The following is a 20,251-nucleotide window of genomic DNA, read 5'->3' on the forward strand; positions in this document are numbered from 1 at the left end:
CTGATGCCCGCAAAAATCACGTAATCAAGGCGCGCAGGCTGTCCAGATGGTCCGGCACGTCCCGGGCGGTGAACGCCGCCTGACGCACCAGCTCATCAAAATGCAGCGACAGGGTTTCGATCCGTTCCCGGTCACGAAACGCCATGTAATGCCCGCCGGTATAAAGCACGGCGAGCAGGGGGCCGAACACGGTGATGGGTGCCGAGTAAAGCTGGCGTGCATCGAAAAGGTAGAGCCGCAGGCGCGGGTAAAGCTGCGTGGCGAGGTCCTGAAAGTGGTCGAGTTGCCCTTTGCGGGTCTCGGTTGGAAGACCTTCATAATAGCCCGTTCCGGCAGCAAAGCTGTGTACCTCGTCAAGTGGCATGGCGATCTCATAGTCTGACCGTGCCGCCCGCATCCAGTCCAGTCGGTCCCGCGAGGCGTTGATCGCCTGTGCCGTGGTGCGCCCCAGATGGGGCCGGTATTCCCATTCCAGCATCTCTTGGGTTTTGAGCATGTCGGGCAGGCCTGCGGGGACATGGCGGATTTTGTACCCCGCGGCCTCTTTGTGCCAGCCAAAGATGCGTTCATCGACCAGCGCGCGCGGGGCGTGGGTGAGGGTCAGGGCGGCGGCCGTGAGGGCCGCGGCACTTTCCGGACGATCAGACAGACCCAGCAACCAGTCCGATGAGACCCCGAGCGCCTGAGCGCAGGCCCCAACCACATGCGCGCCGGGCAGTCGCGCGCCATCCCCGGTCAGCGCCTGCGAAATCGTGGAGCGGTCCGCTCCGATCTGGCGCGCCAGTGCGCTTTGGTTCATGCCCGCGGTCTGCATGGCCCGTTCAAGGCGGCGGCGAAACCGGTCAGATCGGTCGCGCTTGTCGATCATATCACTCATAATGTGATCTTTGTCACATAACGCGGATTTTGTTAACAATTTTCCGAATACGCCCACAGGCCCCGCCGGGATACGATGCCGCATCTTTATTTGAGCAGCACCGCCTTCATGTCCTTCACATCATCTGCCAAACGACTGCCGCTTGAGCGTGTGCGCGCTGTTGAGTGGGTCACATTGGGGCTTTTTCTGGCCTGCGCTGCCATGTGGGTCGCCAGCCTGTTTGTGCTCCCGCAGTGGTCAGTGCTGGTGGCAACGACCGCGTTGGTGCTATCGCTGGTTCTGCATTCTTCCCTCAGTCACGAAGTGCTGCATGGCCACCCGTTTCCGTCCCGTTATGCCAGTGAGGCGCTGGTTCTCATCACGCCCGGCCTCGCCATCCCCTACCTGCGCTTTCGCGACACGCATCTGGCGCACCATCAGGATGCGCGCCTGACCGATCCCTATGACGACCCTGAATCCAACTATCTGGACCCGGACGTGTGGGCGCGCCTGCCGCGCGCTGTGCAGCTGGTTTTGAGGGTGAACAACACGTTGGCCGGGCGCATTCTTCTGGGGCCTGTGATTGCGCAAGTTGCGTTTATGCGGGGTGATTGGCAGGCGATGCGAAACGGCGACCGGCAGGTGATCAAAGGGTGGCTTTTGCACATCCCCGGTGTCGCGCTGGTGCTGGCCGTCGTATGGGCGTCGCCGATGCCGATCTGGTGCTACCTTGTGGCCTGCTACGGCGCGCTGTCGATCCTCAAGATCCGCACCTTTCTGGAACATCAGGCCCATACCCTTGCGCGCGGTCGCACCGTCATCGTGGAAGACCGCGGCCTGCTGGCCTTTCTGTTTCTGAACAACAACTTGCACGTTGTGCATCACATGCACCCCCGGGTGCCGTGGTACCGGTTGCCCGCCCTATATCGCGAGAATGCGGCACGGTATCTCAGCACCAATGAAGGCTACCGCTATCGATCCTATGCAGAGGTGTTTGCGCGCCACTTCCTTTCGGCCAAGGACCCGGTCGCCCATCCACTCTGGTCGCGCGATCCCTGATCGCGCATAGAGGGCCATGACCCTCTGGATTCCCATCACGCTTGCGGCGGCCTTCTTTCAGACGCTGCGCTTTATGCTGCAACGGCAATTGTCGCTGGGCACGCTCAGCGCGGGTGGGGCGACACTGGCGCGATTTTTTTATTCCGCGCCCTTGGTGGCTGTATTGATCGTCATCTACATGCAGGTGACCGGACAGAACTGGCCGCAGTTCAGCGCGACATTCTGGATCTATGGTGCCGCCGGTGGGCTGGCGCAGATCCTTGCCACTGTCGCAACTGTGATGCTGTTTCAGGCCCGCAATTTCGCCGTCGGGATCACGTTCAAGAAAACCGAGGTGATGCAGGCCGTTCTGGTCGGCTGGGTGGTTCTGGGCGACACGGTCAGCGGCTGGGGATTTGCGGCAATTGGGCTGGGGTTGGTGGGCGTTTTGCTGCTGTCCGCCCCACCGGAACTGGTGCGCTTTGGCTGGCGAGACATGGCGAACCGGGCGGTGGGTCTTGGCCTTGCCTCGGGTCTGCTGTTTGCCGTGTCGGGGGTGTGTTACCGCGGCGCTTCGCTCAGCCTTGGGCTGGACGATCCGCTGGCGCGCGCCGGGCTGACCCTGTCGGCGGTCACAGCGATGCAACTGGTCGCCATGGTAGTGTGGTTGCGCTGGCGCGATCCGGGGCAGGTCAGTGCAGTCTGGGCAGCACGCCGCGTCGCGGTCTGGGTCGGGTTGATGTCGATGCTCGGGTCATTCTGTTGGTTCACCGCCTTCACCTTGCAAAACGCGGCATATGTGAATGCCGTGGGGCAGGTGGAACTGGTGCTGAGTGCGTTGGCCTCGGTAATCGTTTTTCGCGAAGCGATCAGCGCGCGTGAATGGGTGGGCATGGGTGTGCTGCTTGGCTCTATCCTGATGCTGATCGCGGTGATCTGACAGGGCGCAGGACACCTGCGCCTTACCGCCCCGCGCAGCCCTAAGCCGCAGGTGTTAGGCGGCCAAACTCAGTCGGGCATCGGCGTGCCGCGCAGGCGCAGAAACAGGCTTTCCTCGTCATTGTTCTTGAAAAACGGCACGTTGTCGGGCGCGGCGCGATCCTGCACGCGCGCTGCGATCTCGCTCAGCACCACTTCTGTGATGAAGGGCATGTCGAACCGGCGCACATGGTCGAGCGCCACCCACTGCAAATGGGACAACTCGTCCGAGGCGGCGGTAAAATCGTCCGGGTCCGAGGCCAGATCGTCTGCATCGATGAGGAAAAACCGCGCATCAAAGCGGCGCGGGCGTCCCGGCGGCGTCAGCGCGCGAAACACGAACTGCAAAGGGGCTGCATGGGGCAGGTGCCCTGTGGCGGCAAATCCGTGCCAGCCGGGTGGCGGGGCATCCCACGGCCCCGGCGTGCCCAGAACCTGCCCGGTCTCCTCGAACAATTCGCGGATGGCGGCCGCTGCAAGGGCCGTGCCAAGACCCGGCGCGCTGCCCTCATCCAGACGTGCCGCATTGGGTTGGGCGACCGGCGATCCAAGGGGCACTGCGTGATCGCCCGCATCGACCGCGCCACCGGGAAAGACGAACTTGTTGGGCATGAACACAGCCTTTGCGCCGCGCTGTCCCATGAGGATTCGCGGCGTCGTGGCGCGGTCGCGCAGCACAATCACGGTCGAGGCGTTGCGTATCTGGCTTTTGTCAGTCTGTTCGCTCATGCGGGCCTGTCTATGCTCTGATCGTCGCCTGCGACGTTAGGCGCATCAGCCCGCCCGGGCAAACCCGCCCATGCCGCGCGCCCACTGAAAAGCGACAATCGCCCCTTTGAGGCGTGGCAGAAGGTAGAGCGACAGCGCCACGCACCCCACGGCAAAGATCGTAAACAGCACCAGCGGTTCGGGGCGCCATGTCACGAAGGCAAAATGTAAAAGCGGCGCCATCAGATGACCCACCAACAGGATTGTGAGGTAAGCAGGCCCGTCATCGGCGCGGTGGTGCGAGTAGTCGAGCTTGCAGACCGGGCAGGTGTCGGCCACCTTCAGATAGCCCTTGAGCAGGCCACCTTTTCCACACCGCGGGCACTTGCGCCGCCAGCCCCGGAACAGGGCAGGGCGCACGGGTCGCTGGGTCGCATCATTGTCTGCGTGATCGGTTCTGGGGTCGGTGTGCACGAAATTCATCCTTCGCCGCGATGTGCTCATACTGCGCCTCTGCGCGGCAAGAGGAAATGGGGCAATGAGCCCTTGCGTCCCGATGTCGCGCAAACGGGTCTTTGAAACTTTTTGCGACGGAACTGAGCGCGCGCGCCGTTTGATGGGTATGGCGCGGTTGGAAAAGCCTACCCGCCTCGAGGTAGAAACGGAGTAACACGACATGAAACGCACAACATTCATCACCGTCATTGCGGCTGCTGCCATCGGCATGACCACCCTGTCTGCAATGGCACGCGACGCGGGCCCCGACTTTTCCACGCTGGATGCGGACGGCAACGGCGAGGTGTCGCTGGCCGAACTGCAGGCACGCGGCGAGGCGCGCTTTGAGGCGGCAGACACGGATGGCGACGGATTTCTGACGCAAGCCGAGCTGGAAGCCGCTGGCCGCGAACGCGCCGGAGATCGCGCGGCCCGCATTCTGGCGCGCATGGATGCAAACGATGATGGCAAGCTGTCACCAGACGAGATGAAGGGCCCGCGTCGCGACCCCGGTCGTCTGTTCGAGCGGATTGATGCGGACAATTCGGGTGGCATTTCGCCCGAAGAGTTCGAAGAGGCGCGCGCCCGGATGCAGGAACGCCGCGGTGGCAAGCGTCACGGCGACAACTGATCCCAACCACGCCCCACCCCTTGCAAAAAGGGGTGGGGCAGGGATAGCCCGGACCTGATGCACATGCCGCTCGACACTGATCCGCACACGGATGACGCTGATTTGCTTGCCGCATATGCGCGAGGGGATGCCAGTGCCGCGCGTGTGTTGACGGTCCGCCTGACCCCGCGTGCCTACGGGCAGGCGATGCGGATGCTGGGGGACGGGGCAGAAGCCGAAGATGTCGCCCAAGAGGCGATGATGCGTCTGTGGCGCGTGGCGCCGGACTGGCGCGCAGGCGAGGCAAAGGTGACCACGTGGCTGTTTCGTGTGGTGGCCAACCTGTGCACAGACCGTTTGCGCAAGCGCCCGCGCCGGTCAGTGCCGCTGGATGCGGTCGCCGAACCCGAGGATCCGACCCCATCGGCCGAGGCGCGTATGCAGGCCGACGCCCGCAATGCGGCCTTGCGTGATGCGCTTGCCACCCTGCCGGAACGCCAGCGCATCGCAGTTATGATGCGTCATTTGGAGGGGGCATCGAACCCCGACATCGCGGCTGCGCTGGATGTCAGCACCGAAGCGGTCGAAAGCCTGACAGCCCGTGGCAAACGCGCCCTTGCGGCGGCACTGAAAGGGCAGGCCGCTGCCCTTGGATACGAAGAAGGATGAGCGACATGACCAAGGCCCCGAAGGATGATCCCATGATCGAGCGGATGCTGGATGATCTGGCGCGCGCGCCGGTGCCCGACACGCCGGATGATCTGATGGCGCGCGTTCTTGCCGACGGGCAGGCGATGCTGCCACCCCCGGTGGCCGCGTGGCGCCTGCCCCGTGGTGGCGCCAGATCGTGGACGGCATTGGCGGCTGGACGGCGGTGGGCGGGCTTGTTGCCGCTGCGGCCACAGGTTTTGTCGTGGGCTTGGGTGGGCTTGAGACTGTAGGTGTAAGCACGCCGTGGTCGGTGGATTACGAGACATATTATGACAGCCCCGGCACCTTGGATGCCTTTGGCTGGGACGTGGAAGAAGGCTGATCATGGACACTGAGACCAAAACCCGACGCTGCCCGATGTGGATCAAGATCGTGCTGGCCGTGTCGCTGGCGATCAACCTTGCGATCGGGGGGCTTGTGGCAGGATTTACCTTGCGCGGTGCGCCGATGGGCGCGCGCGTCCCGGCGATGGGATATGCGATGCCTTATGTTTTGGCTCTGCCGCGCGATTTGCGTCGCGAGGTTTTTGGGGTGGTGCGTGGCAATCCTGAGTTGCCGGATCGACGCGCGCGCCGGGCTGAATATAGCGAAATGATCAATGCCCTGCAGATGACGCCCTATGACCCCGCAGCCGTCGAGGCCGTGTTGACCCGCCAGGGCGCTGGCGCATCCCGTGTTCAGGCGGCGGCACAGGCCGCGTGGCTCGACGCGGTGTCACGCATGAGCGATGACGAACGGATCGCATACACGGCGCGCATGCAAGAGGCGCTGGAACGGGGCGGGCGGCCGCGGAACAAGAAGCAGTGATGTGAGGCTATCGGTTTGCGGGGGTGCAAATATGCGAAAGCCATCAGCCCGCCTTCATTGCCCTTCACCTACACGGACAATCGCGCCTTTTCAGGCGGCAGGGCGCAGCAAAGTCACCCGATCACGGCCCTCCGCCTTGGCACCATAAAGCGCCTTGTCCGCCCGATCCAACAAGGCTTCGGCGTTCATTGGCAGGGTCATCGCGGCCTTGACGGACGGATCACAGACCGTCAGCCCGATGGATATGGTCGCCGTGACAGGCGCGTCCTGTCCGGGCACGTCATAGGGGGTGTCGCGGATGGTCCGGCACAGGCGCTGCGCGGCCTTGCGTGCATTGCTGAGGCCCGCACCAGGCATCACGATCAGGAATTCTTCGCCGCCGATGCGCGCGACAAGGTCGACCGCGCGCAGGTCTTCGCGCAAGCGCCGCGCAGTTTCCACCAGAACGGCATCACCTGCGGCGTGCCCAAGCGTGTCATTGATCTGTTTGAAATGATCCATGTCCGCGACCATCACGGCAAAGGGTTTCTTGGACTTCGCGGCCCGGTCCACGATCCTTGCCAGATGCGGCATCGCATAGCGGCGGTTGTGCAGGCCGGTCAGCGGATCGATCACCGCCGCCTCGATGCCCGAGCGCACGGTGTCGCGCAGCGCATCCGACATTCGCTTGCGCGTCATCAAGGTTTCAACCCGCAGGGCAAGTTCGGCCGGGTCGCGATCAAAGTCCATCAGATCGTTTGCGCCCATATCCAGCATTTGCGCGCCTAGACGCGGGTCAGGGTCGGTCTGCACCACCATGATCGCGCTGTGGCGGGTGGAGGCATGGCTGCGGATGGTCGCCAGCAAGCCCAGCATGTTCATGCTTGTTTCAGGTTCGATCACCAGCACAAACGCATCCGGCACATCCTCGGGCAAATCGGCGACTACGCCTGCCGCCGGGGTGTTGACGGTCAGTGATGCTGACAGTTTTGGTTCCAGTGATTGTCGCCACGCATCAATGCGGGTCGGATCGCTCGCGATCACGCGCACCATCTGGCGCGGGCCGAACTGGGCGCTGGGTTCGGCAAATCCAAGCGCACGTGAGGTGCCATCGCGCAAGGTCCACTCGCTGGCCGAGGCATAGGCCCGCATGACCGAGCGCGTGCGCGCCAGCAGCAGCGCATCATCGACCGGGCGTTCCAGCACATCCTCGACCCCGCCCGCAAACAGGCGCTGTCGGTCTTGTGCAGCACCGGGCGCACCGATGACGATCACCGGAACCTTGCCGGACAACCCGGCCTTTCGCAGCCGCGCGAGCAAACGCAGCGGATCGCCATCAGGCAGCGAGTCAGCACACAGGATCATGTCCGGCACGCAGGTCGAAATCACGCTCATCGCCTCACCAATACTGTCGGCCTGCATCATTTCGTAATGACTGGCCGCCAGTTTGACGCGCAATACGATGCGATTCGTTGCGATGGCGTCGATGACGAGGATCTTACCGTGCATCCGTCCTATCCATTTCGTTACAATTCCTGTGCATTCGTTATTTGTTTGTTTAAGTTAACAAAGGGTTTCCAAATGTGCCGAAAGGGCCGGATGGGATGGTAATGTCGCAAGAATCCGCCGAAGTCGTCGGTCTCAAGGCCCTTGGCTGGATGGCGGGCAACGAAGAGTTGCTTCCCGTCTTCCTCGGCGCGACCGGAGCAAGCGAGGCTGACATCCGTGCAGGGGCAAGCGATCCGGCGTTTCTGGGGGCCTTGCTGGACTTCATCATGATGGATGACGCGTGGGTCAAAGCGTTCTGTGACACGGCCAGCCTGGCCTATGATCAGCCGATGTATGCACGCACGGCCTTGCCGGGTGGTGATCAGGTGCATTGGACGTGAGCGACGCTGTGAGCCCGGTCCATGGCATCGTCTTTGACAAGGACGGCACGCTTTTCGATTTCGCAACCACGTGGGAGGCCTGGGCCGCTGCCTTTCTGCACCGGCTGAGCGGGGGGATGAAGCGCAGGCTGCCAATCTGGGCGCGGCCATCGGGTTTGATCTGACCAAACAGCGCTTTGCGCGTGATTCTCTTGTGATCGCAGGCACCGCCGGGGAAGTTGCGAGCGCGCTCGCGCCTCATCTGCCGGACATGACATCGCCCCAGTTGCTTTATATGCTGAACGAAGAGGCCGGACAGGCGCCGCAGGCCGAGGCAGTGCCGCTTGATCCGTTTCTGACCGCATTACGCGACCGCGGGCTGGCACTGGGTGTTGCCACAAATGACGCCGAAGCCCCTGCACGCGCGCATCTTGATGCCGCCGGCGTCACCGCGCATTTCGACTTTATCGCCGGTTTTGACAGCGGCCATGGCGGCAAGCCGGCGCCGGGTCAATTGCTGGCCTTTTGCGCGGCCACAGGCCTTGCGCCGGACACCGTTCTGATGGTCGGCGACAGCACGCACGATCTGCGCGCGGGCCGTGCGGCGGGCATGCGCTGCATCGCTGTTTTGACCGGCATGGCTGATGCGGCAGAGTTGGCGCCACTGGCGCAGGTGGTTTTGCCGGATATCGGTCACATTCCGCATTGGCTCGATCAGACACAGCCCGCCTGACGACGTTCCCGAACACCCCGAACTGAAAAACGACACACACCGTCGCAAACGGCAATGTTGCCGCGCGCCGCCTGAGGTGTCCTGAGGGCAGAGTGTACCAAAGGGGATCAACATGGCCGACACCGACACCAAGCGCAAAACACGGGGCGGCGGACGCGCGGGCGCTGCGGCCCGCCGTGGTGGTGCTGTGATCGAACAGATGCCATGGAACCCGCCGATTCTGATCGACCCACCGGTTGAACCGCTTGGTCCCGAGGGTGTCGAGGCGATCCACGACGGGGCCATGCGCATTCTCGAAGAGATCGGCATTCAGTTCCTCAACGAAGAGACGCTTGGCATTCTGCGCGAGGCCGGGTGCAGGGTCGATGGGGATCTGGTCTTTATGGACCGTGATTTCGTGATGGAGATGGTGGGCAAAGCCCCGTCAGAATTCACGCTGACCCCGCGCAACCCGGACCGCAAGATCACGATCGGCGGGCGTCATATCACCTTCGGCAACGTATCTTCCCCGCCGAATTACTGGGATATGAGCATCGGAACCAAAGTGCCCGGCACCCGCGAGATGTGCGCGAACCTGCTGAAGCTGACGCAGTATTTCAACTGCATCCACTTTGCGGGCGGCTACCCGGTCGAGCCTGTGGATATCCACGCCTCCGTGCGCCATCTCGACGTGGTCTATGACAAGCTGACGCTCACCGACAAGGTCATGCACGCGTATTCGCTGGGCAAGGAGCGGGTCGAGGACGTGATGGAGATGGTGCGCATCGCAGGCGGCCTCACGGACGAAGAGTTCGAGGCGACGCCGCGTATGTATACCAACATCAATTCGACCTCGCCGTTGAAACATGACCACCCGATGATTGACGGGTGCCTGCGCCTTGTGCGGCGCGGGCAGGCGGTGGTGGTGACGCCGTTCACGCTGGCAGGTGCGATGGCCCCGGTGACGATGGCCGGGGCGGTGGCACAGTCCATCGCCGAGGCTTTGTGCGCTATCGCGCTGTTTCAGTACGTGCGCCCGGGCGCGCCATGCGCCATCGGGACATTCACCTCGAATGTGGACATGAAATCGGGCGCGCCCGCCTTTGGCACACCGGAATACATGCGCGCCACACAGATGACAGGGCAATTGGCACGGTTCTATGGCCTGCCCATGCGCTCTTCCGGCGTGTGTGCGGCCAATGTCCCCGACGGACAGGCGATGTGGGAGACATCCAACAGCCTTTGGGCGGCGGTGCAGTCGGGCACGAACATGGTTTATCACGCAGCGGGCTGGCTTGAGGGCGGGCTGATTGCAAGCCCGGAAAAATTCATCATGGATTGCGAGATTTTACAGCAAATTCAGAGGTATATGGACCCGTCTCTGACTGCGACCGGCCCGGAGGACATCGCGCTCGACGCGATCAAGTCGGTGGGCAATGCCGGGCACTTCTTTGGCATCCAGCACACGCAGGATCGCTATGCCACGGCGTTCTACCAGCCGTTCCTGAGCGACTGGAAAAACTACGAAGGCTGGGAGGCCGCCGGGGGCGTCTGGACGCAAGAGCGCGCGCACGCCATGTTCAAGAGCATCATCGCCAACTTCGAACCACCGCCCCTTGATCCGGCCATCAAGGAAGAGCTGGCTGCATTTGTGGCGCGGCGCAAAGCCGAAGGTGGTGCGCCGACCGACTTTTGACGCACTCCGCTGTTCGAGGCAAAAATAGCTCGATTTGTATCTGTTATCGGATTGTTTAGTCCTGATCGCCAAAAGTGAAGGCGCGGAATTGGGATTAAACTGCCATGCATGGGCTTATCAACCGGGCAATACAGCGCTTTGTCGTCGACAGTTACGGAACGGAAACGTGGGTCGAGGCGGCGCGCATCGCCGACCTCGGCTTTGTCGAGTTTGAATCGATGCTGACCTATGATGATGAAGTGACGCCAGCCGTGCTGAACGCCGTCAGCTTTGTTCTCAACCGGGACCGTGACGAGGTGATGGAGGATATCGGCACGTATCTCGTGTCTCATCCCAACGTCGAGGCGTTGCGCAGATTGTTGCGCTTTGGGGGCGTCAATTTTGTCGAGTTTTTGCATTCACTGGACGATTTGCCCGACCGTGCGCGTCTGGCCGTATCGGATCTGAAATTGCCGCGCATTGAATTGCAGGACCACGCTCCCGGGCATTTCAGTTTGATCTGCCAAAGTTCTCTTGATGGATATGGGCACGTAATGATGGGTGTCCTGCGCGCAATGGCCGACGATTACGGCGTGTTGGCCGTGCTGGAACATGCAGGATCAGGTGACGGGGTCGAAACCATTTCAATCAGCCTGATTGAAACCGAATTTGCAGAGGGCCGGTCATTTGATCTGGGCGCGCGTGCCATATGAACGATCTTGATCAACTCAGAAAGTCGCTCGACGTCTTGTGCCCCATGCATCTGGTCTTGTCCGACACGGGCGAGGTTGTGCACGCTGGACCGACAGTTCAGAAACTGCGACCCGACACGCCGCTTGAGGGGCACAAGTTCCTCGATGTCTTTGACCTCAAGCGTCCGCGGGCGATCACGACAATGGATCAGTTGCGGGAATCGGCGGGAACCAAGCTGCATCTGCAGCTGCGGGACGCGCCCCAAACCGAAATCAAGGGCGTGTTGATGCCCGGGCCGCATCCGGGGCAAAGCATCGTCAACCTGTCTTTCGGCATTTCCGTTGTGGATGCCGTCACCGATTATGCCCTGACCAGCGCGGATTTCGCAGCGACCGATCTGACTGTCGAAATGCTGTATCTGGTGGAGGCAAAGTCAGCGGCAATGGATGCATCGCGCAAACTGAATTTGCGGCTGCAAGGGGCGATGATTGCGGCAGAAGAACAGGCGTTCACCGACACGCTGACCGGGCTCAAGAACCGCCGCGCCATGGATCACGTCCTGTCGCGCCACATCGAATGGGGCACGCGGTTTGGATTGATGCAGGTTGATCTGGATTGGTTCAAGGCCGTGAACGACACTTTGGGACATGCGGCGGGCGATTACGTGCTGCAAACGGTTGCGCGGATCATGGTCGAGGAAACCCGCGAAAGCGACACAGTCGCACGCGTGGGTGGCGATGAGTTCGTCATCATTCTGCCTTATGCGAACAGCGCGGACGTTCTGAAAAACATCGGGCAGCGCATCATTGATCAGTTGTCACGGCCCATCACGTATCAGGGCGAGGATTGCAAAATCTCTGCCAGTATCGGGATGGCGTTCCACGAGCCGCATTCCCCCAAAACCGCAGCTGAAATCATGGATGACGCAGATGTGGCTCTCTATGCCTCCAAGGACGGCGGGCGAGGGCGGCAAACGGTCTACGATCCCGCGCTGCGCGACAAGCCGGCCACACCCCCAAGCGGAAAATCAGCGAAATCGAACGGCAGACGTAAAAGACGCCTCGCCAGACAAGATGTCCGCCATGCGGATTGTTTCAGCCAGAGCGCGTCTCCGAGCAGAGATTCTTCACGTTTTGCCCTGTGATTGGGCCCAAAACCGGAGCCATACGGGGCGCACGAGCGCGAGTCGCAAAGCAAGGACCCGCAAAAAGCCCAATCATTTGATTAACGGGCGCTGTCACTGTCCTGCAGTGTAATTGTCTGAAAACACCGGCTTGCTCTGCAAAACCACCGTTTCACTCAGGATTTTTAACAGTACACATAGCAGCATTCTGCAACTGTAAATCCTGATTTACACTTGTATGTGTCAGATAATGCTGACAAGGTGAAAGATACAGTGTGCGTTTATAGGTGCATGGGCCAAGGCACGAAATGGTCCACAACACCGACCCCGGCTTTAACACACGGAGGAATGAACGTGGCAACAAGTGAAGACAAAGTCTGGCCAACCGGCCTGACACTCGAAGAAGCAGAAGAGGTGCACAGCTACCTCATCGATGGGACACGCGTTTTTGGTGCGATTGCCCTGCTGGCCCATATTCTGGTCGCGGTTGCGACCCCATGGCTTGGATAAGGGAGGCACACAATGAACAATGCAAAAATGTGGTTGGTCGTTAAACCAACAGTGGGCGTTCCCCTGTTCCTGAGCGCAGTTGCGATCGGCTCGTTTGCCGTACACGTCGCGGTGCTGAGCAACACGACATGGGTGTCCGATTTCCTGTCCGGCAATGAGCTGGGATCGGGGTCTGAGTCGGCAGCGCTGGTGCCCGAAACTGACACCAATGTGGCAAAGGCATCCCATGTGGTTCCTTCAACCGATGGCTCACGCGAAGTGACGATCATCATGGCTGACGGAACACCGGTCAAGGCGATCCTGCAGCCACCGGAGCTACACGCTTCCATCACGCAATAGCGTTTTCAGCCCGCAGCCCCGTGTGTGCGGGCTGAATACTTTACGCGGCCGTATCTGCGCACAGGATGCGCGGCGGCGGCCCTTTTGTGGCAACCAAATCGATGTTCGACTATCGCACATTTGCAACGCGGAAACTGGTGGCTCTGGCGCCCCGCTATCTGCCGTTTGCCGATGTGGCCACGCCCGATTTACCCCTGTCCCGCCTGCTGCGCCTGTCCCTGTTTCAGGTGACGGTTGGCATGGCGCTGGTGCTGCTGGTCGGCACTCTGAACCGCGTCATGATTGTCGAACTGTCGGTTCCGGCCACGCTGGTCGCCGTCATGCTGGCCCTGCCATTGCTGTTTGCGCCGTTGCGTACGCTGATCGGTTTCAAGTCTGACACGCATGTCTCCGCCCTTGGCCTGCGCCGGGTGCCATATATCTGGAAGGGCACGCTGCTTCAGTTTGGCGGGTTTGCGATCATGCCGTTCGCCCTTTTGGTGCTGTCGGGCTATGCCGAGGCGGCGGATGCGCCGCGCTGGATCGGCTACAGCTCTGCTGCATTGGCCTTTCTGCTGGTGGGCGCCGGAGTGCACATGGTGCAGACCGTGGGCCTCGCGCTGGCCACCGACCTTGTGCGCACAGAAGACCAGCCCAAGGTGGTTGGCCTGATGTATGTAATGTTGCTGGTCGGCATGGTGATCAGCGCGCTGGTGTTCGGGGCGTTGCTGGATGTCTACAGCCCGGGTCGTCTGATCCAGGTGATCCAAGGCGCGGCTGTCGTTACTGTTGTGCTGAACCTGTTCGCCCTGTGGCAGCAGGAACCGCGCGACCGCAACCGCGCACAACAGATGAAGGTCACACCACCCGTCCCGTTTGCCGAGGCTTGGGCCACGATGATGCGCGCGCCCGGTATGCTGCGCTTGCTGGTGGTGATCGGCCTTGGCACCTTTGGGTTTGGGATGGCAGATGTCCTGCTGGAACCGTATGGCGGTCAGGCGCTTGGCCTGTCTGTGGCCAGCACAACGAAACTGACCGCGCTGCTGGCGGCGGGCACGCTGGTGGGCTTTGGGCTGGCCTCGCGTGCGTTGGGGCAGGGGGCATCACCTGATCGTTACGCTCTGATCGGCGCGGCCATCGGCATCCCCGGCTTTCTCGCTATCATCATCTCGTCCCAGGGCGCAGGCATCCCACTGTTTCTGCTTGGCACATTGGCGACCGGCGTGGGCGCTGGCCTGTTCGGGCACGCAACCCTTACGGCAGCCATCCGCCACGCCCCGCGCGACCGCATCGGGCTGGCGCTTGGCGCATGGGGTGCGGTGCAGGCAACCGCTGCGGGCATCGGTGTGGCAAGCGCGGGTATCGTGCGCGACGTCATCGTCGGCTGGCAAGGCGCAACTGGAACTGCGGCACAGACGCCCTATACTGTCGTCTTCATGATCGAAGTCGTCTTCCTGATGCTCGCAATCGCCGTCCTCGTGCCGGTCGTCACGGCGCGCCAGAAACAAAGTCACACGCTGGGCCGCCGCGCACCAGCCGAACGCAACAGTGCAAGTTCAAACCCGGTGGAGGTCCCATGACAACAATCATTTCCCGCGTGTTCCCCGACAAATCGGCCGCAGAAACAGCCAGCGCGCGCCTCGTTTCCCGTGGTGTGCCGCCGCGTGACTGCATGATCATCACCACTCAGGACGATGACAAGCTGGCCGCTGATATGGAGGCCGCGCGCATCGATGACAGTGCCCGCAAAGCCTACGCCAAGGCGGTGAAATCCGGCAATGCCGTGCTGGTTGTGCACGCCACATACAAACCCCTGACTGCCGCCACGATCGTGCGCGAAACGCTGGCAAAGTTCGAAACAGTTGATGTGGGCGATGTGACCAACGACTACTTCGTGCCGGACGGGCCGCAATCCGCGCCAAGTGTCCTGCTTGAGCACCCTCTGTTTCTCACGGTGCGCCCGAAACGCACCGGCTATCGCGGCGGGCCGATCACGCCGGGATATGGTTTCCGTCTGTTGAGCGCACGCAAGGAACGCACTTCTGCGATCCGGGGCGGCGGTTTCAAATCCCGCATGTTCTGGCCGATGCCACTGCTGTCCAAGAAAGAGCGGAAAAAGTCCGTGATGAGCGGGGGACGCTACATGTCCAAGGCGTTCTGGCCGATGCCGCTGCTTTCCAAGAAGGAGCGCTCGAACTCCGTCATTCGCGGCGGTGATCTGCCCTTTTCCCGCGCCTTGGGATGGCCTCCGGTCAGTTAAAGGCGCGTTGAATTGAAATTGGGCCTTCGCGACGCAGTCGCGGAGGCCTTTTTGTGACATGACAGACTGTTCGGAGTGGTTGCGTGCGGTAAACGGGCCTCTCGAACTGCGGTATGCCCGCATGATACAGCGTGCGGCGAACGCCCATGTCGCACGCAAAAGGCGCGCGTCTGGTTCTGTATATTTCTGGATGGCCACAGATGCTTGGCAAAGCAATGGCATCCCGTAGGGGAATCGAACCCCTCTTTCCAGGTTGAAAACCTGGCGTCCTAACCGATAGACGAACGGGACACAAACTGTGTGCGGTTCTTTAGGCAATCGAGGTATCCGGCGCAAGCGGAAAAATGGGCCCTGCGCCAGATTGTCTGTCGATGTCCTGTCAGGCGGGCGCGGCGTCCTCAAGACGCAGTTGCACGCTTTGCCGACCGCGAAACGTATTGATTTCCAATCGCCCGGCCAGGTGGAAAGATGCGCCGCCATGCCCGAGCAATGCAGGCCCCAATGGCCCGTCAAACGCCCCAAAGCTGATCGCATCAAGGCGCGCCCCGCCCGGTGCGCCAAAGGACAATTTCAGATGCGTCTCGCCCACCCGTTTGGCATGCAGGATGCGCATGCCGGCAAAGGCATATCGCGGGGCCGGGGCACCTGCACCAAACGGGCCAGCCGCATCAATCTGTTCCAGCAGGCCAACCGTTGCTGCGTCCGGCATCAATGTCCCACTCAGGCGCAGATCGGCGGGCCCCAGCGCGTCCGCGCCCTGTTTGACCAACAGTTCGGACAGGCGCGCCATCGCCGCCTCTATCTTGTCTTCGGCCACGGTGAGGCCTGCGGCCATCTTGTGCCCGCCGCCCTTGATCAGCAGCCCCTCGGCGGCCAGCCGCTGGATGGGCGCACCAAGGTCGATGCCTGACACGGACCGGCCCGAGCCTTTGCCGATGCCATCCTCGATACCGATCACGATTGCCGGGCGGTTGGTGGCCTCTTTCAGACGTGCGGCGACGATTCCGACAACGCCGGGGTGCCATTCCGGCCCTGCGGCCCATGCCAGCCCACCCTCAAGCCCGCGTTCTTCGGCCTGGGCGAGGGCGGCGGCGCGCACAGATGCCTCGATATCGCGCCGCTCGGTGTTGAGGGTGTTGAGCCGTTCGGCGAGCGCTGCGGCCTCGTGCGGATCGGGTGTGGCCAGCAGGCGCGCGCCCAGATCGGCCTGCCCGATGCGTCCGCCTGCATTGATGCGCGGACCCAGAAGGTAGCCGAGGTGATAGGGGGTCGGTGCCGTGTCCATGCCAGCGGCGTCCGCAAGTGCGACAAGGCCGGGGCGATCACGGCGTGCCATGACAGTCAGCCCTTGCCGCACAAAGGCGCGGTTGACGCCGATCAGCGGGGCCACATCGGCCACCGTGGCAAGGCCCACAAGATCGAGCAGCGCCATCAGGTCGGGGCCTTTTGTCCCGGCCTCGCGCATCTGCCGCCCGGCTTCGACCAGCAGCAGGAACACAACGGCAGCAGCGCACAGATGCGCCAGCGCGCCGTCTTCGTCCTGTCGGTTCGGGTTCACCACACTGTGCGCGGGCGGCAGCGTTTCCGCCCCGAGGTGGTGATCGAGCACGACCACATCTGCCCCTTTTGCAGCAGCAATCGGCCCATGAGACAGGGTGCCGCAATCCACGCAGATGATCAGGTCGTGCTTGGCAGCCAGCGCCGCCATCGCCTCGTCATTGGGCCCATAGCCCTCGTCGATGCGGTCGGGGACGTAAAGCGTCGCCTGCCGCCCAAGGTCGCGCAGCCACGTGATCAGCAGGGCCGCCGAACTGCCGCCGTCGACGTCATAGTCCGCAAACACCGCGATGCGCTCGCGCCGGGTCACCGCGTCCAGCACGCGTTTTGCCGCCTGCTCCATGTCCCGCAGGCTGCGCGGGTCGGGCATCAAGTCGCGCAAAGTCGGTGCCAGATAGGCCTGCGCGTTTTCTGCCAGTACGCCCGCGCGGGCAAGGATCTGGCAGACAGGAGGGGGCAGGGCGGTCTGCTGCATGATCGCTTCGGCGACACGTGCGATATCAGCCGATGGGCCAACCCACCTGCGCCCGGTCAGCGAGTGTTCCACATCCAGAAACGCCACGCTGCACCCCTTTCGTTGCCTCCGTCGCCATTCAAGGCGACGCCTTTTGATCAGATCGTGTGAACGGGTGTGCGATAGTTGATGCGCCGCACCGATCCGGTTTTCGAGCGCATCAGCAACGTCTCGCAGGTCAGCCAGCCGGGTTCACGGTGGACAGCAGCCAGAAGCGAACCTTCGGTCACGCCCGTGGCGGCAAAGATTACATCCTGCGTGACCATGTCATCGCGGGTGTAGATGCGGTCAAGGTCTGTGATGCCCGCCTTGGCCGCGCGGCCCTTTTCGTCGTCATTGCGGAACAGCAATTGGCCATAGATTTGCCCGCCCATGCATTTGAGCGCGGCGGCCGCCAGCACCCCTTCGGGTGCGCCGCCTTCGCCCATATACATGTCGATGCCGGTGGAGGGATCGGCGCAATGCATGACGCCCGCGACGTCACCATCGGTGATCAGGCGAATGGAGGCGCCAGTGCCGCGCACCGCTTCGATCATGCTCTCGTGCCGGGGGCGTTCGAGGATACAGACTGTGATGTCGCTGGAATCGCACCCCTTGGCCTTGGCCAGTGCCGCCACCCGTTCCGCCGGGCTCATCGACAAAGTCACTGTGTCGGTGGCAAATCCCGGGCCGATGGCCAGCTTGTCCATATACACGTCTGGTGCATGCAGCATGGATTCGCGTGGACCCATGGCGATCACCGTCAATGCGTTGGGCATGTCCTTGGCGGTCAGCGTTGTCCCTTCAAGCGGGTCGAGCGCGATGTCCACGCCTGGGCCGTTGCCTGTGCCCACCTCTTCGCCGATGAACAGCATCGGGGCTTCGTCCCGCTCTCCCTCACCGATAACGACGACGCCCGCGATATCGAGCATGTTCAGCTGTTCGCGCATCGCGTTGACCGCGGCCTGATCGGCCGCCTTTTCATCGCCGTGCCCGACCAGACGGGCCGAGGCAAGGGCCGCAGCCTCGGACACACGTGCAAGCCCAAGCGACAGCATACGGTCCTGAAAAATTGCGGTAGAGGTCATGGGCGTATTCCTTTGTGTGAAATGGCTTGGATCAGACGGATTCGATGCGCAGCACCACCGGATCAGACAGCAGCACGGATGTGGATTTCATCGCCGCGATGGCGGTGTTGAGGTCGGCGCGCGTGGTCTTATGCGTCACGATCAACACGGGGGCCGAGGCATCATCGTGTTCATATTGGCGCATCCGGTCGATGCTGACACCTGCATCGCCCAGCACGGTCGCGATCTTGGCCAGCGCGCCGGGTTTGTCGACCAGTGACATGCGCAGATAATAGGGGGCGGGCAGCACGGCTGTCGCCCGGTCGGCCTGTTCCAAAGACGCAGCAGGCTGGCCAAAGACAGGCAGGCGCACACCGCGCGCAATGTCGCAGACGTCCCCCATCACGGCAGAGGCCGTTGGCCCTTCGCCCGCGCCAGGACCGCGCAGCACGATCTGTTCGACAGCGTCGCCTTCGATGGCGACCATATTGGTGCCGCCCTGCAATTGCCCCATGGGCGACGTGGCGGGGACAAGGCAGGGCATCATGCGCTGTTCCAGCCCGCGCCCGGTGCGCTGCGCGACCCCCAGCAGCTTGATCTTGAAGCCCATGTCGTCGGCGTGGCGAATGTCGTTGATGCTGACCCGCTCGATCCCCTCAAGCTCGATCCCGTCGAAATCAACACGGGTGCCGAAAGCGATCGAAGACAGGATCGCCAGCTTGTGCGCCGCATCGATGCCGCCCACGTCCAGTTGAGGGTCGGCCTCCAGATAACCAAGGCCGTCCGCCTCGGCGAACACCTCGTCATAGCTGAGGCCCGCACTTTCCATCCGGGTCAGAATGTAATTGCACGATCCGTTCATCACCCCGACGATCCGGGTGATGTCGTTGCCCGCCAACCCCTCGGTCAGCGCCTTGATGACCGGGATGCCGCCCGCGACAGCAGCCTCGTAGCGCAGGGAAACGCCTGCCGTTTCGGCGGCTTCGGCCAGTGACTGACCATGAATGGCCAGCATCGCCTTGTTGGCGGTGACCACATCCTTGCCCGCCGCAATCGCAGCGTCGACCGATGCCTTGGCCGGGCCGTCCGTGCCGCCCATCAGTTCGACATAAACGTCCACGTCATCCCGTGTGGCCAGCGCGACCGGGTCGTCTTCCCACGCATAGGCCGACAGGTTCACGCCGCGATCCTTGTCACGCGAACGTGCGCTGACGGCAGTGATAGAGACGTCGCGGCCCGTGCGCGCGCTTAACAGGGCGCTGTGCTGGCGCACGGTCTTGACGACGCCGATACCGACCGTTCCCAATCCGGCGATGCCGAGGCGCAGGGGTGCGTTCATGTCGGGGTCCTTTATCTTCGGTCTGGCGCGTGTGCGCGCCCTGTCGCTGGCGATGTAGCGGGTTCCGTGCAGGGGTGCAATTGCGCAGCGGCGCGCTGTTCAGTTGCGCGCCGTGTTGAGCCTGTTTTCCGCATCCTGATCCACGATTTCACGCCGTTGCAGGGCTGCTGCGCGCGCCCGCAGAGCGGCCACACGGGCATCAAGGGCCTCGCTCGTCTCCACCGGGTCCGCCACAACCGGCGCGGTGCGCGCCAGAAGCGGTTCCAGCGGAACAAGGTCCGGAAAGTCGGCATTTTCCAGATCGGGTGCAACAGTGCCATCAAGTTCGGGAAACTGCGCGCAGGCCGCAAGCGTCAGAAACAGGAAAAGAGTCGCGGCACGTATCACTGGCAGGTGTCCGTTTGGGGTTCGGCAGATGCCAAAGTGATGCACGATGCGCCCCGCTCGCGCAAGC

The 20,251-nt window shown here is 62.4% G+C and carries 22 protein-coding genes, 1 tRNA gene and 1 pseudogene; 15 read left to right on the forward strand and 9 right to left on the reverse strand.

The genetic code is table 11. The features are described from left to right. Positions 1-16: 16 nt before the first annotated feature. Positions 17-877 carry a helix-turn-helix domain-containing protein gene (locus tag ACERZ8_RS12220; protein ID WP_407592459.1) on the reverse strand — a complete coding sequence of 287 codons (861 nt, stop codon included), beginning with the start codon at positions 875-877 and terminating at the stop codon, positions 17-19. Positions 878-985: 108 nt separating this feature from the next. Between ACERZ8_RS12220 and ACERZ8_RS12225 the strand changes: the two genes are divergently transcribed. Continuing rightward, on the forward strand, positions 986-1,915 hold the full coding sequence (locus tag ACERZ8_RS12225) for a fatty acid desaturase (protein ID WP_407592460.1): 930 nt from the start codon (positions 986-988) through the stop codon (positions 1,913-1,915). A 16-nt stretch (positions 1,916-1,931) separates the two neighbouring features. Next, positions 1,932-2,834: an EamA family transporter gene (locus ACERZ8_RS12230; protein WP_407592461.1), complete on the forward strand. Its 903-nt coding sequence runs from the start codon at positions 1,932-1,934 to the stop codon at positions 2,832-2,834. A gap of 68 nt (positions 2,835-2,902) precedes the next feature. Here the strand turns inward: ACERZ8_RS12230 and ACERZ8_RS12235 are convergent, their stop codons facing one another. Together ACERZ8_RS12235 and ACERZ8_RS12240 are read right to left on the reverse strand one after the other, a co-directional pair. After that, on the reverse strand, positions 2,903-3,601 hold the full coding sequence (locus tag ACERZ8_RS12235) for an NUDIX hydrolase (RefSeq protein ID WP_407592462.1): 699 nt from the start codon (positions 3,599-3,601) through the stop codon (positions 2,903-2,905). A gap of 45 nt (positions 3,602-3,646) precedes the next feature. Continuing rightward, on the reverse strand, positions 3,647-4,084 hold the full coding sequence (locus tag ACERZ8_RS12240) for a DUF983 domain-containing protein (protein ID WP_407592463.1): 438 nt from the start codon (positions 4,082-4,084) through the stop codon (positions 3,647-3,649). A 172-nt stretch (positions 4,085-4,256) separates the two neighbouring features. Between ACERZ8_RS12240 and ACERZ8_RS12245 the strand changes: the two genes are divergently transcribed. The 4 genes from ACERZ8_RS12245 to ACERZ8_RS12260 all read left to right on the forward strand — a co-directional run bounded on the left by ACERZ8_RS12245 (position 4,257) and on the right by ACERZ8_RS12260 (position 6,203). Further along, entirely contained in the window at positions 4,257-4,706 is a 450-nt protein-coding gene (locus ACERZ8_RS12245; RefSeq protein WP_407592464.1) for an EF-hand domain-containing protein, read from the forward strand. Positions 4,707-4,763: 57 nt separating this feature from the next. Continuing rightward, entirely contained in the window at positions 4,764-5,354 is a 591-nt protein-coding gene (locus tag ACERZ8_RS12250) for an RNA polymerase sigma factor (RefSeq protein ID WP_407592465.1), read from the forward strand. Between the two features lie 5 nt (positions 5,355-5,359). Next, a complete protein-coding gene (locus ACERZ8_RS12255) occupies positions 5,360-5,626 on the forward strand; it encodes a hypothetical protein (RefSeq protein WP_407592466.1) in 267 nt (88 codons plus the stop codon). A gap of 94 nt (positions 5,627-5,720) precedes the next feature. Next, positions 5,721-6,203: a periplasmic heavy metal sensor gene (locus ACERZ8_RS12260; protein ID WP_407592467.1), complete on the forward strand. Its 483-nt coding sequence runs from the start codon at positions 5,721-5,723 to the stop codon at positions 6,201-6,203. Between the two features lie 90 nt (positions 6,204-6,293). On the opposite strand, the gene ACERZ8_RS12265 is transcribed toward ACERZ8_RS12260, so the two are convergent. Next, the gene (locus tag ACERZ8_RS12265; RefSeq protein ID WP_407592468.1) at positions 6,294-7,691 is read right to left on the reverse strand and encodes a diguanylate cyclase; all 1,398 of its coding nucleotides are present in this window, start codon (positions 7,689-7,691) and stop codon (positions 6,294-6,296) included. A gap of 95 nt (positions 7,692-7,786) precedes the next feature. On the opposite strand from ACERZ8_RS12265, the gene ACERZ8_RS12270 reads away from it, so the two are divergent. The 9 genes and pseudogenes from ACERZ8_RS12270 (at position 7,787) to ACERZ8_RS12310 (ending at position 15,341) form a co-directional block, all read left to right on the forward strand. Continuing rightward, on the forward strand, positions 7,787-8,071 hold the full coding sequence (locus ACERZ8_RS12270) for a DUF3572 domain-containing protein (protein WP_407592469.1): 285 nt from the start codon (positions 7,787-7,789) through the stop codon (positions 8,069-8,071). Positions 8,072-8,079: 8 nt separating this feature from the next. Beyond that, positions 8,080-8,783, forward strand: a pseudogene (locus tag ACERZ8_RS12275) (HAD family hydrolase). A 112-nt stretch (positions 8,784-8,895) separates the two neighbouring features. Then, positions 8,896-10,458, forward strand: coding sequence for a trimethylamine methyltransferase family protein (locus ACERZ8_RS12280; RefSeq protein WP_407592470.1), 1,563 nt, complete (start codon positions 8,896-8,898; stop codon positions 10,456-10,458). Between the two features lie 104 nt (positions 10,459-10,562). Continuing rightward, positions 10,563-11,150 carry a heme NO-binding domain-containing protein gene (locus tag ACERZ8_RS12285; RefSeq protein WP_407592471.1) on the forward strand — a complete coding sequence of 196 codons (588 nt, stop codon included), beginning with the start codon at positions 10,563-10,565 and terminating at the stop codon, positions 11,148-11,150. Then, a complete protein-coding gene (locus ACERZ8_RS12290) occupies positions 11,147-12,274 on the forward strand; it encodes a diguanylate cyclase domain-containing protein (protein ID WP_407592472.1) in 1,128 nt (375 codons plus the stop codon). Before ACERZ8_RS12285 ends, ACERZ8_RS12290 begins: the two co-directional genes overlap by 4 nt. A 327-nt stretch (positions 12,275-12,601) precedes the next feature. Further along, the gene (pufB, locus tag ACERZ8_RS12295; protein WP_407592473.1) at positions 12,602-12,763 is read left to right on the forward strand and encodes a light-harvesting antenna LH1, beta subunit; all 162 of its coding nucleotides are present in this window, start codon (positions 12,602-12,604) and stop codon (positions 12,761-12,763) included. Positions 12,764-12,775: 12 nt separating this feature from the next. Next, positions 12,776-13,102, forward strand: coding sequence for a light-harvesting protein (locus ACERZ8_RS12300; protein WP_407592474.1), 327 nt, complete (start codon positions 12,776-12,778; stop codon positions 13,100-13,102). A gap of 101 nt (positions 13,103-13,203) precedes the next feature. Continuing rightward, positions 13,204-14,661: a PucC family protein gene (locus ACERZ8_RS12305; protein ID WP_407592475.1), complete on the forward strand. Its 1,458-nt coding sequence runs from the start codon at positions 13,204-13,206 to the stop codon at positions 14,659-14,661. Beyond that, the gene (locus ACERZ8_RS12310) at positions 14,658-15,341 is read left to right on the forward strand and encodes a hypothetical protein (RefSeq protein WP_407592476.1); all 684 of its coding nucleotides are present in this window, start codon (positions 14,658-14,660) and stop codon (positions 15,339-15,341) included. Before ACERZ8_RS12305 ends, ACERZ8_RS12310 begins: the two co-directional genes overlap by 4 nt. 216 nt (positions 15,342-15,557) lie before the next feature. On the opposite strand, the gene ACERZ8_RS12315 is transcribed toward ACERZ8_RS12310, so the two are convergent. From ACERZ8_RS12315 to ACERZ8_RS12335, 5 genes are all read right to left on the reverse strand, one after another. Then, positions 15,558-15,632, reverse strand: a tRNA-Glu gene (locus ACERZ8_RS12315). An 88-nt stretch (positions 15,633-15,720) separates the two neighbouring features. After that, entirely contained in the window at positions 15,721-17,460 is a 1,740-nt protein-coding gene (recJ, locus tag ACERZ8_RS12320; protein ID WP_407592477.1) for a single-stranded-DNA-specific exonuclease RecJ, read from the reverse strand. 50 nt (positions 17,461-17,510) lie between these two features. Beyond that, on the reverse strand, positions 17,511-18,479 hold the full coding sequence (gene glpX, locus ACERZ8_RS12325; protein ID WP_407592478.1) for a class II fructose-bisphosphatase: 969 nt from the start codon (positions 18,477-18,479) through the stop codon (positions 17,511-17,513). A gap of 31 nt (positions 18,480-18,510) precedes the next feature. Next, positions 18,511-19,797: a homoserine dehydrogenase gene (locus ACERZ8_RS12330; RefSeq protein WP_407592479.1), complete on the reverse strand. Its 1,287-nt coding sequence runs from the start codon at positions 19,795-19,797 to the stop codon at positions 18,511-18,513. 99 nt (positions 19,798-19,896) lie between these two features. Next, a complete protein-coding gene (locus ACERZ8_RS12335) occupies positions 19,897-20,184 on the reverse strand; it encodes a hypothetical protein (RefSeq protein WP_407592480.1) in 288 nt (95 codons plus the stop codon). Positions 20,185-20,251: the final 67 nt, after the last annotated feature.

The sequence above is a fragment of the Tateyamaria armeniaca genome (genome assembly GCF_045797845.1).
Classification (GTDB): domain Bacteria; phylum Pseudomonadota; class Alphaproteobacteria; order Rhodobacterales; family Rhodobacteraceae; genus Tateyamaria; species Tateyamaria armeniaca.

Excerpts from the sequence above, each read along its gene's own strand:
- ACERZ8_RS12220 (WP_407592459.1), bottom strand. The coding sequence starts at position 877 with ATGAGTGATATGATCGACAAGCGCGACCGATCTGACCGGTTTCGCCGC.
- ACERZ8_RS12225 (WP_407592460.1), top strand. The coding sequence starts at position 986 with ATGTCCTTCACATCATCTGCCAAACGACTGCCGCTTGAGCGTGTGCGC.
- ACERZ8_RS12230 (WP_407592461.1), top strand. The coding sequence starts at position 1,932 with ATGACCCTCTGGATTCCCATCACGCTTGCGGCGGCCTTCTTTCAGACG.
- ACERZ8_RS12235 (WP_407592462.1), bottom strand. The coding sequence starts at position 3,601 with ATGAGCGAACAGACTGACAAAAGCCAGATACGCAACGCCTCGACCGTG.
- ACERZ8_RS12240 (WP_407592463.1), bottom strand. The coding sequence starts at position 4,084 with ATGAGCACATCGCGGCGAAGGATGAATTTCGTGCACACCGACCCCAGA.
- ACERZ8_RS12245 (WP_407592464.1), top strand. The coding sequence starts at position 4,257 with ATGAAACGCACAACATTCATCACCGTCATTGCGGCTGCTGCCATCGGC.
- ACERZ8_RS12250 (WP_407592465.1), top strand. The coding sequence starts at position 4,764 with ATGCACATGCCGCTCGACACTGATCCGCACACGGATGACGCTGATTTG.
- ACERZ8_RS12255 (WP_407592466.1), top strand. The coding sequence starts at position 5,360 with ATGACCAAGGCCCCGAAGGATGATCCCATGATCGAGCGGATGCTGGAT.
- ACERZ8_RS12260 (WP_407592467.1), top strand. The coding sequence starts at position 5,721 with ATGGACACTGAGACCAAAACCCGACGCTGCCCGATGTGGATCAAGATC.
- ACERZ8_RS12265 (WP_407592468.1), bottom strand. The coding sequence starts at position 7,691 with ATGCACGGTAAGATCCTCGTCATCGACGCCATCGCAACGAATCGCATC.
- ACERZ8_RS12270 (WP_407592469.1), top strand. The coding sequence starts at position 7,787 with ATGGTAATGTCGCAAGAATCCGCCGAAGTCGTCGGTCTCAAGGCCCTT.
- ACERZ8_RS12280 (WP_407592470.1), top strand. The coding sequence starts at position 8,896 with ATGGCCGACACCGACACCAAGCGCAAAACACGGGGCGGCGGACGCGCG.
- ACERZ8_RS12285 (WP_407592471.1), top strand. The coding sequence starts at position 10,563 with ATGCATGGGCTTATCAACCGGGCAATACAGCGCTTTGTCGTCGACAGT.
- ACERZ8_RS12290 (WP_407592472.1), top strand. The coding sequence starts at position 11,147 with ATGAACGATCTTGATCAACTCAGAAAGTCGCTCGACGTCTTGTGCCCC.
- pufB (WP_407592473.1), top strand. The coding sequence starts at position 12,602 with ATGAACGTGGCAACAAGTGAAGACAAAGTCTGGCCAACCGGCCTGACA.
- ACERZ8_RS12300 (WP_407592474.1), top strand. The coding sequence starts at position 12,776 with ATGAACAATGCAAAAATGTGGTTGGTCGTTAAACCAACAGTGGGCGTT.
- ACERZ8_RS12305 (WP_407592475.1), top strand. The coding sequence starts at position 13,204 with ATGTTCGACTATCGCACATTTGCAACGCGGAAACTGGTGGCTCTGGCG.
- ACERZ8_RS12310 (WP_407592476.1), top strand. The coding sequence starts at position 14,658 with ATGACAACAATCATTTCCCGCGTGTTCCCCGACAAATCGGCCGCAGAA.
- glpX (WP_407592478.1), bottom strand. The coding sequence starts at position 18,479 with ATGACCTCTACCGCAATTTTTCAGGACCGTATGCTGTCGCTTGGGCTT.
- ACERZ8_RS12330 (WP_407592479.1), bottom strand. The coding sequence starts at position 19,797 with ATGAACGCACCCCTGCGCCTCGGCATCGCCGGATTGGGAACGGTCGGT.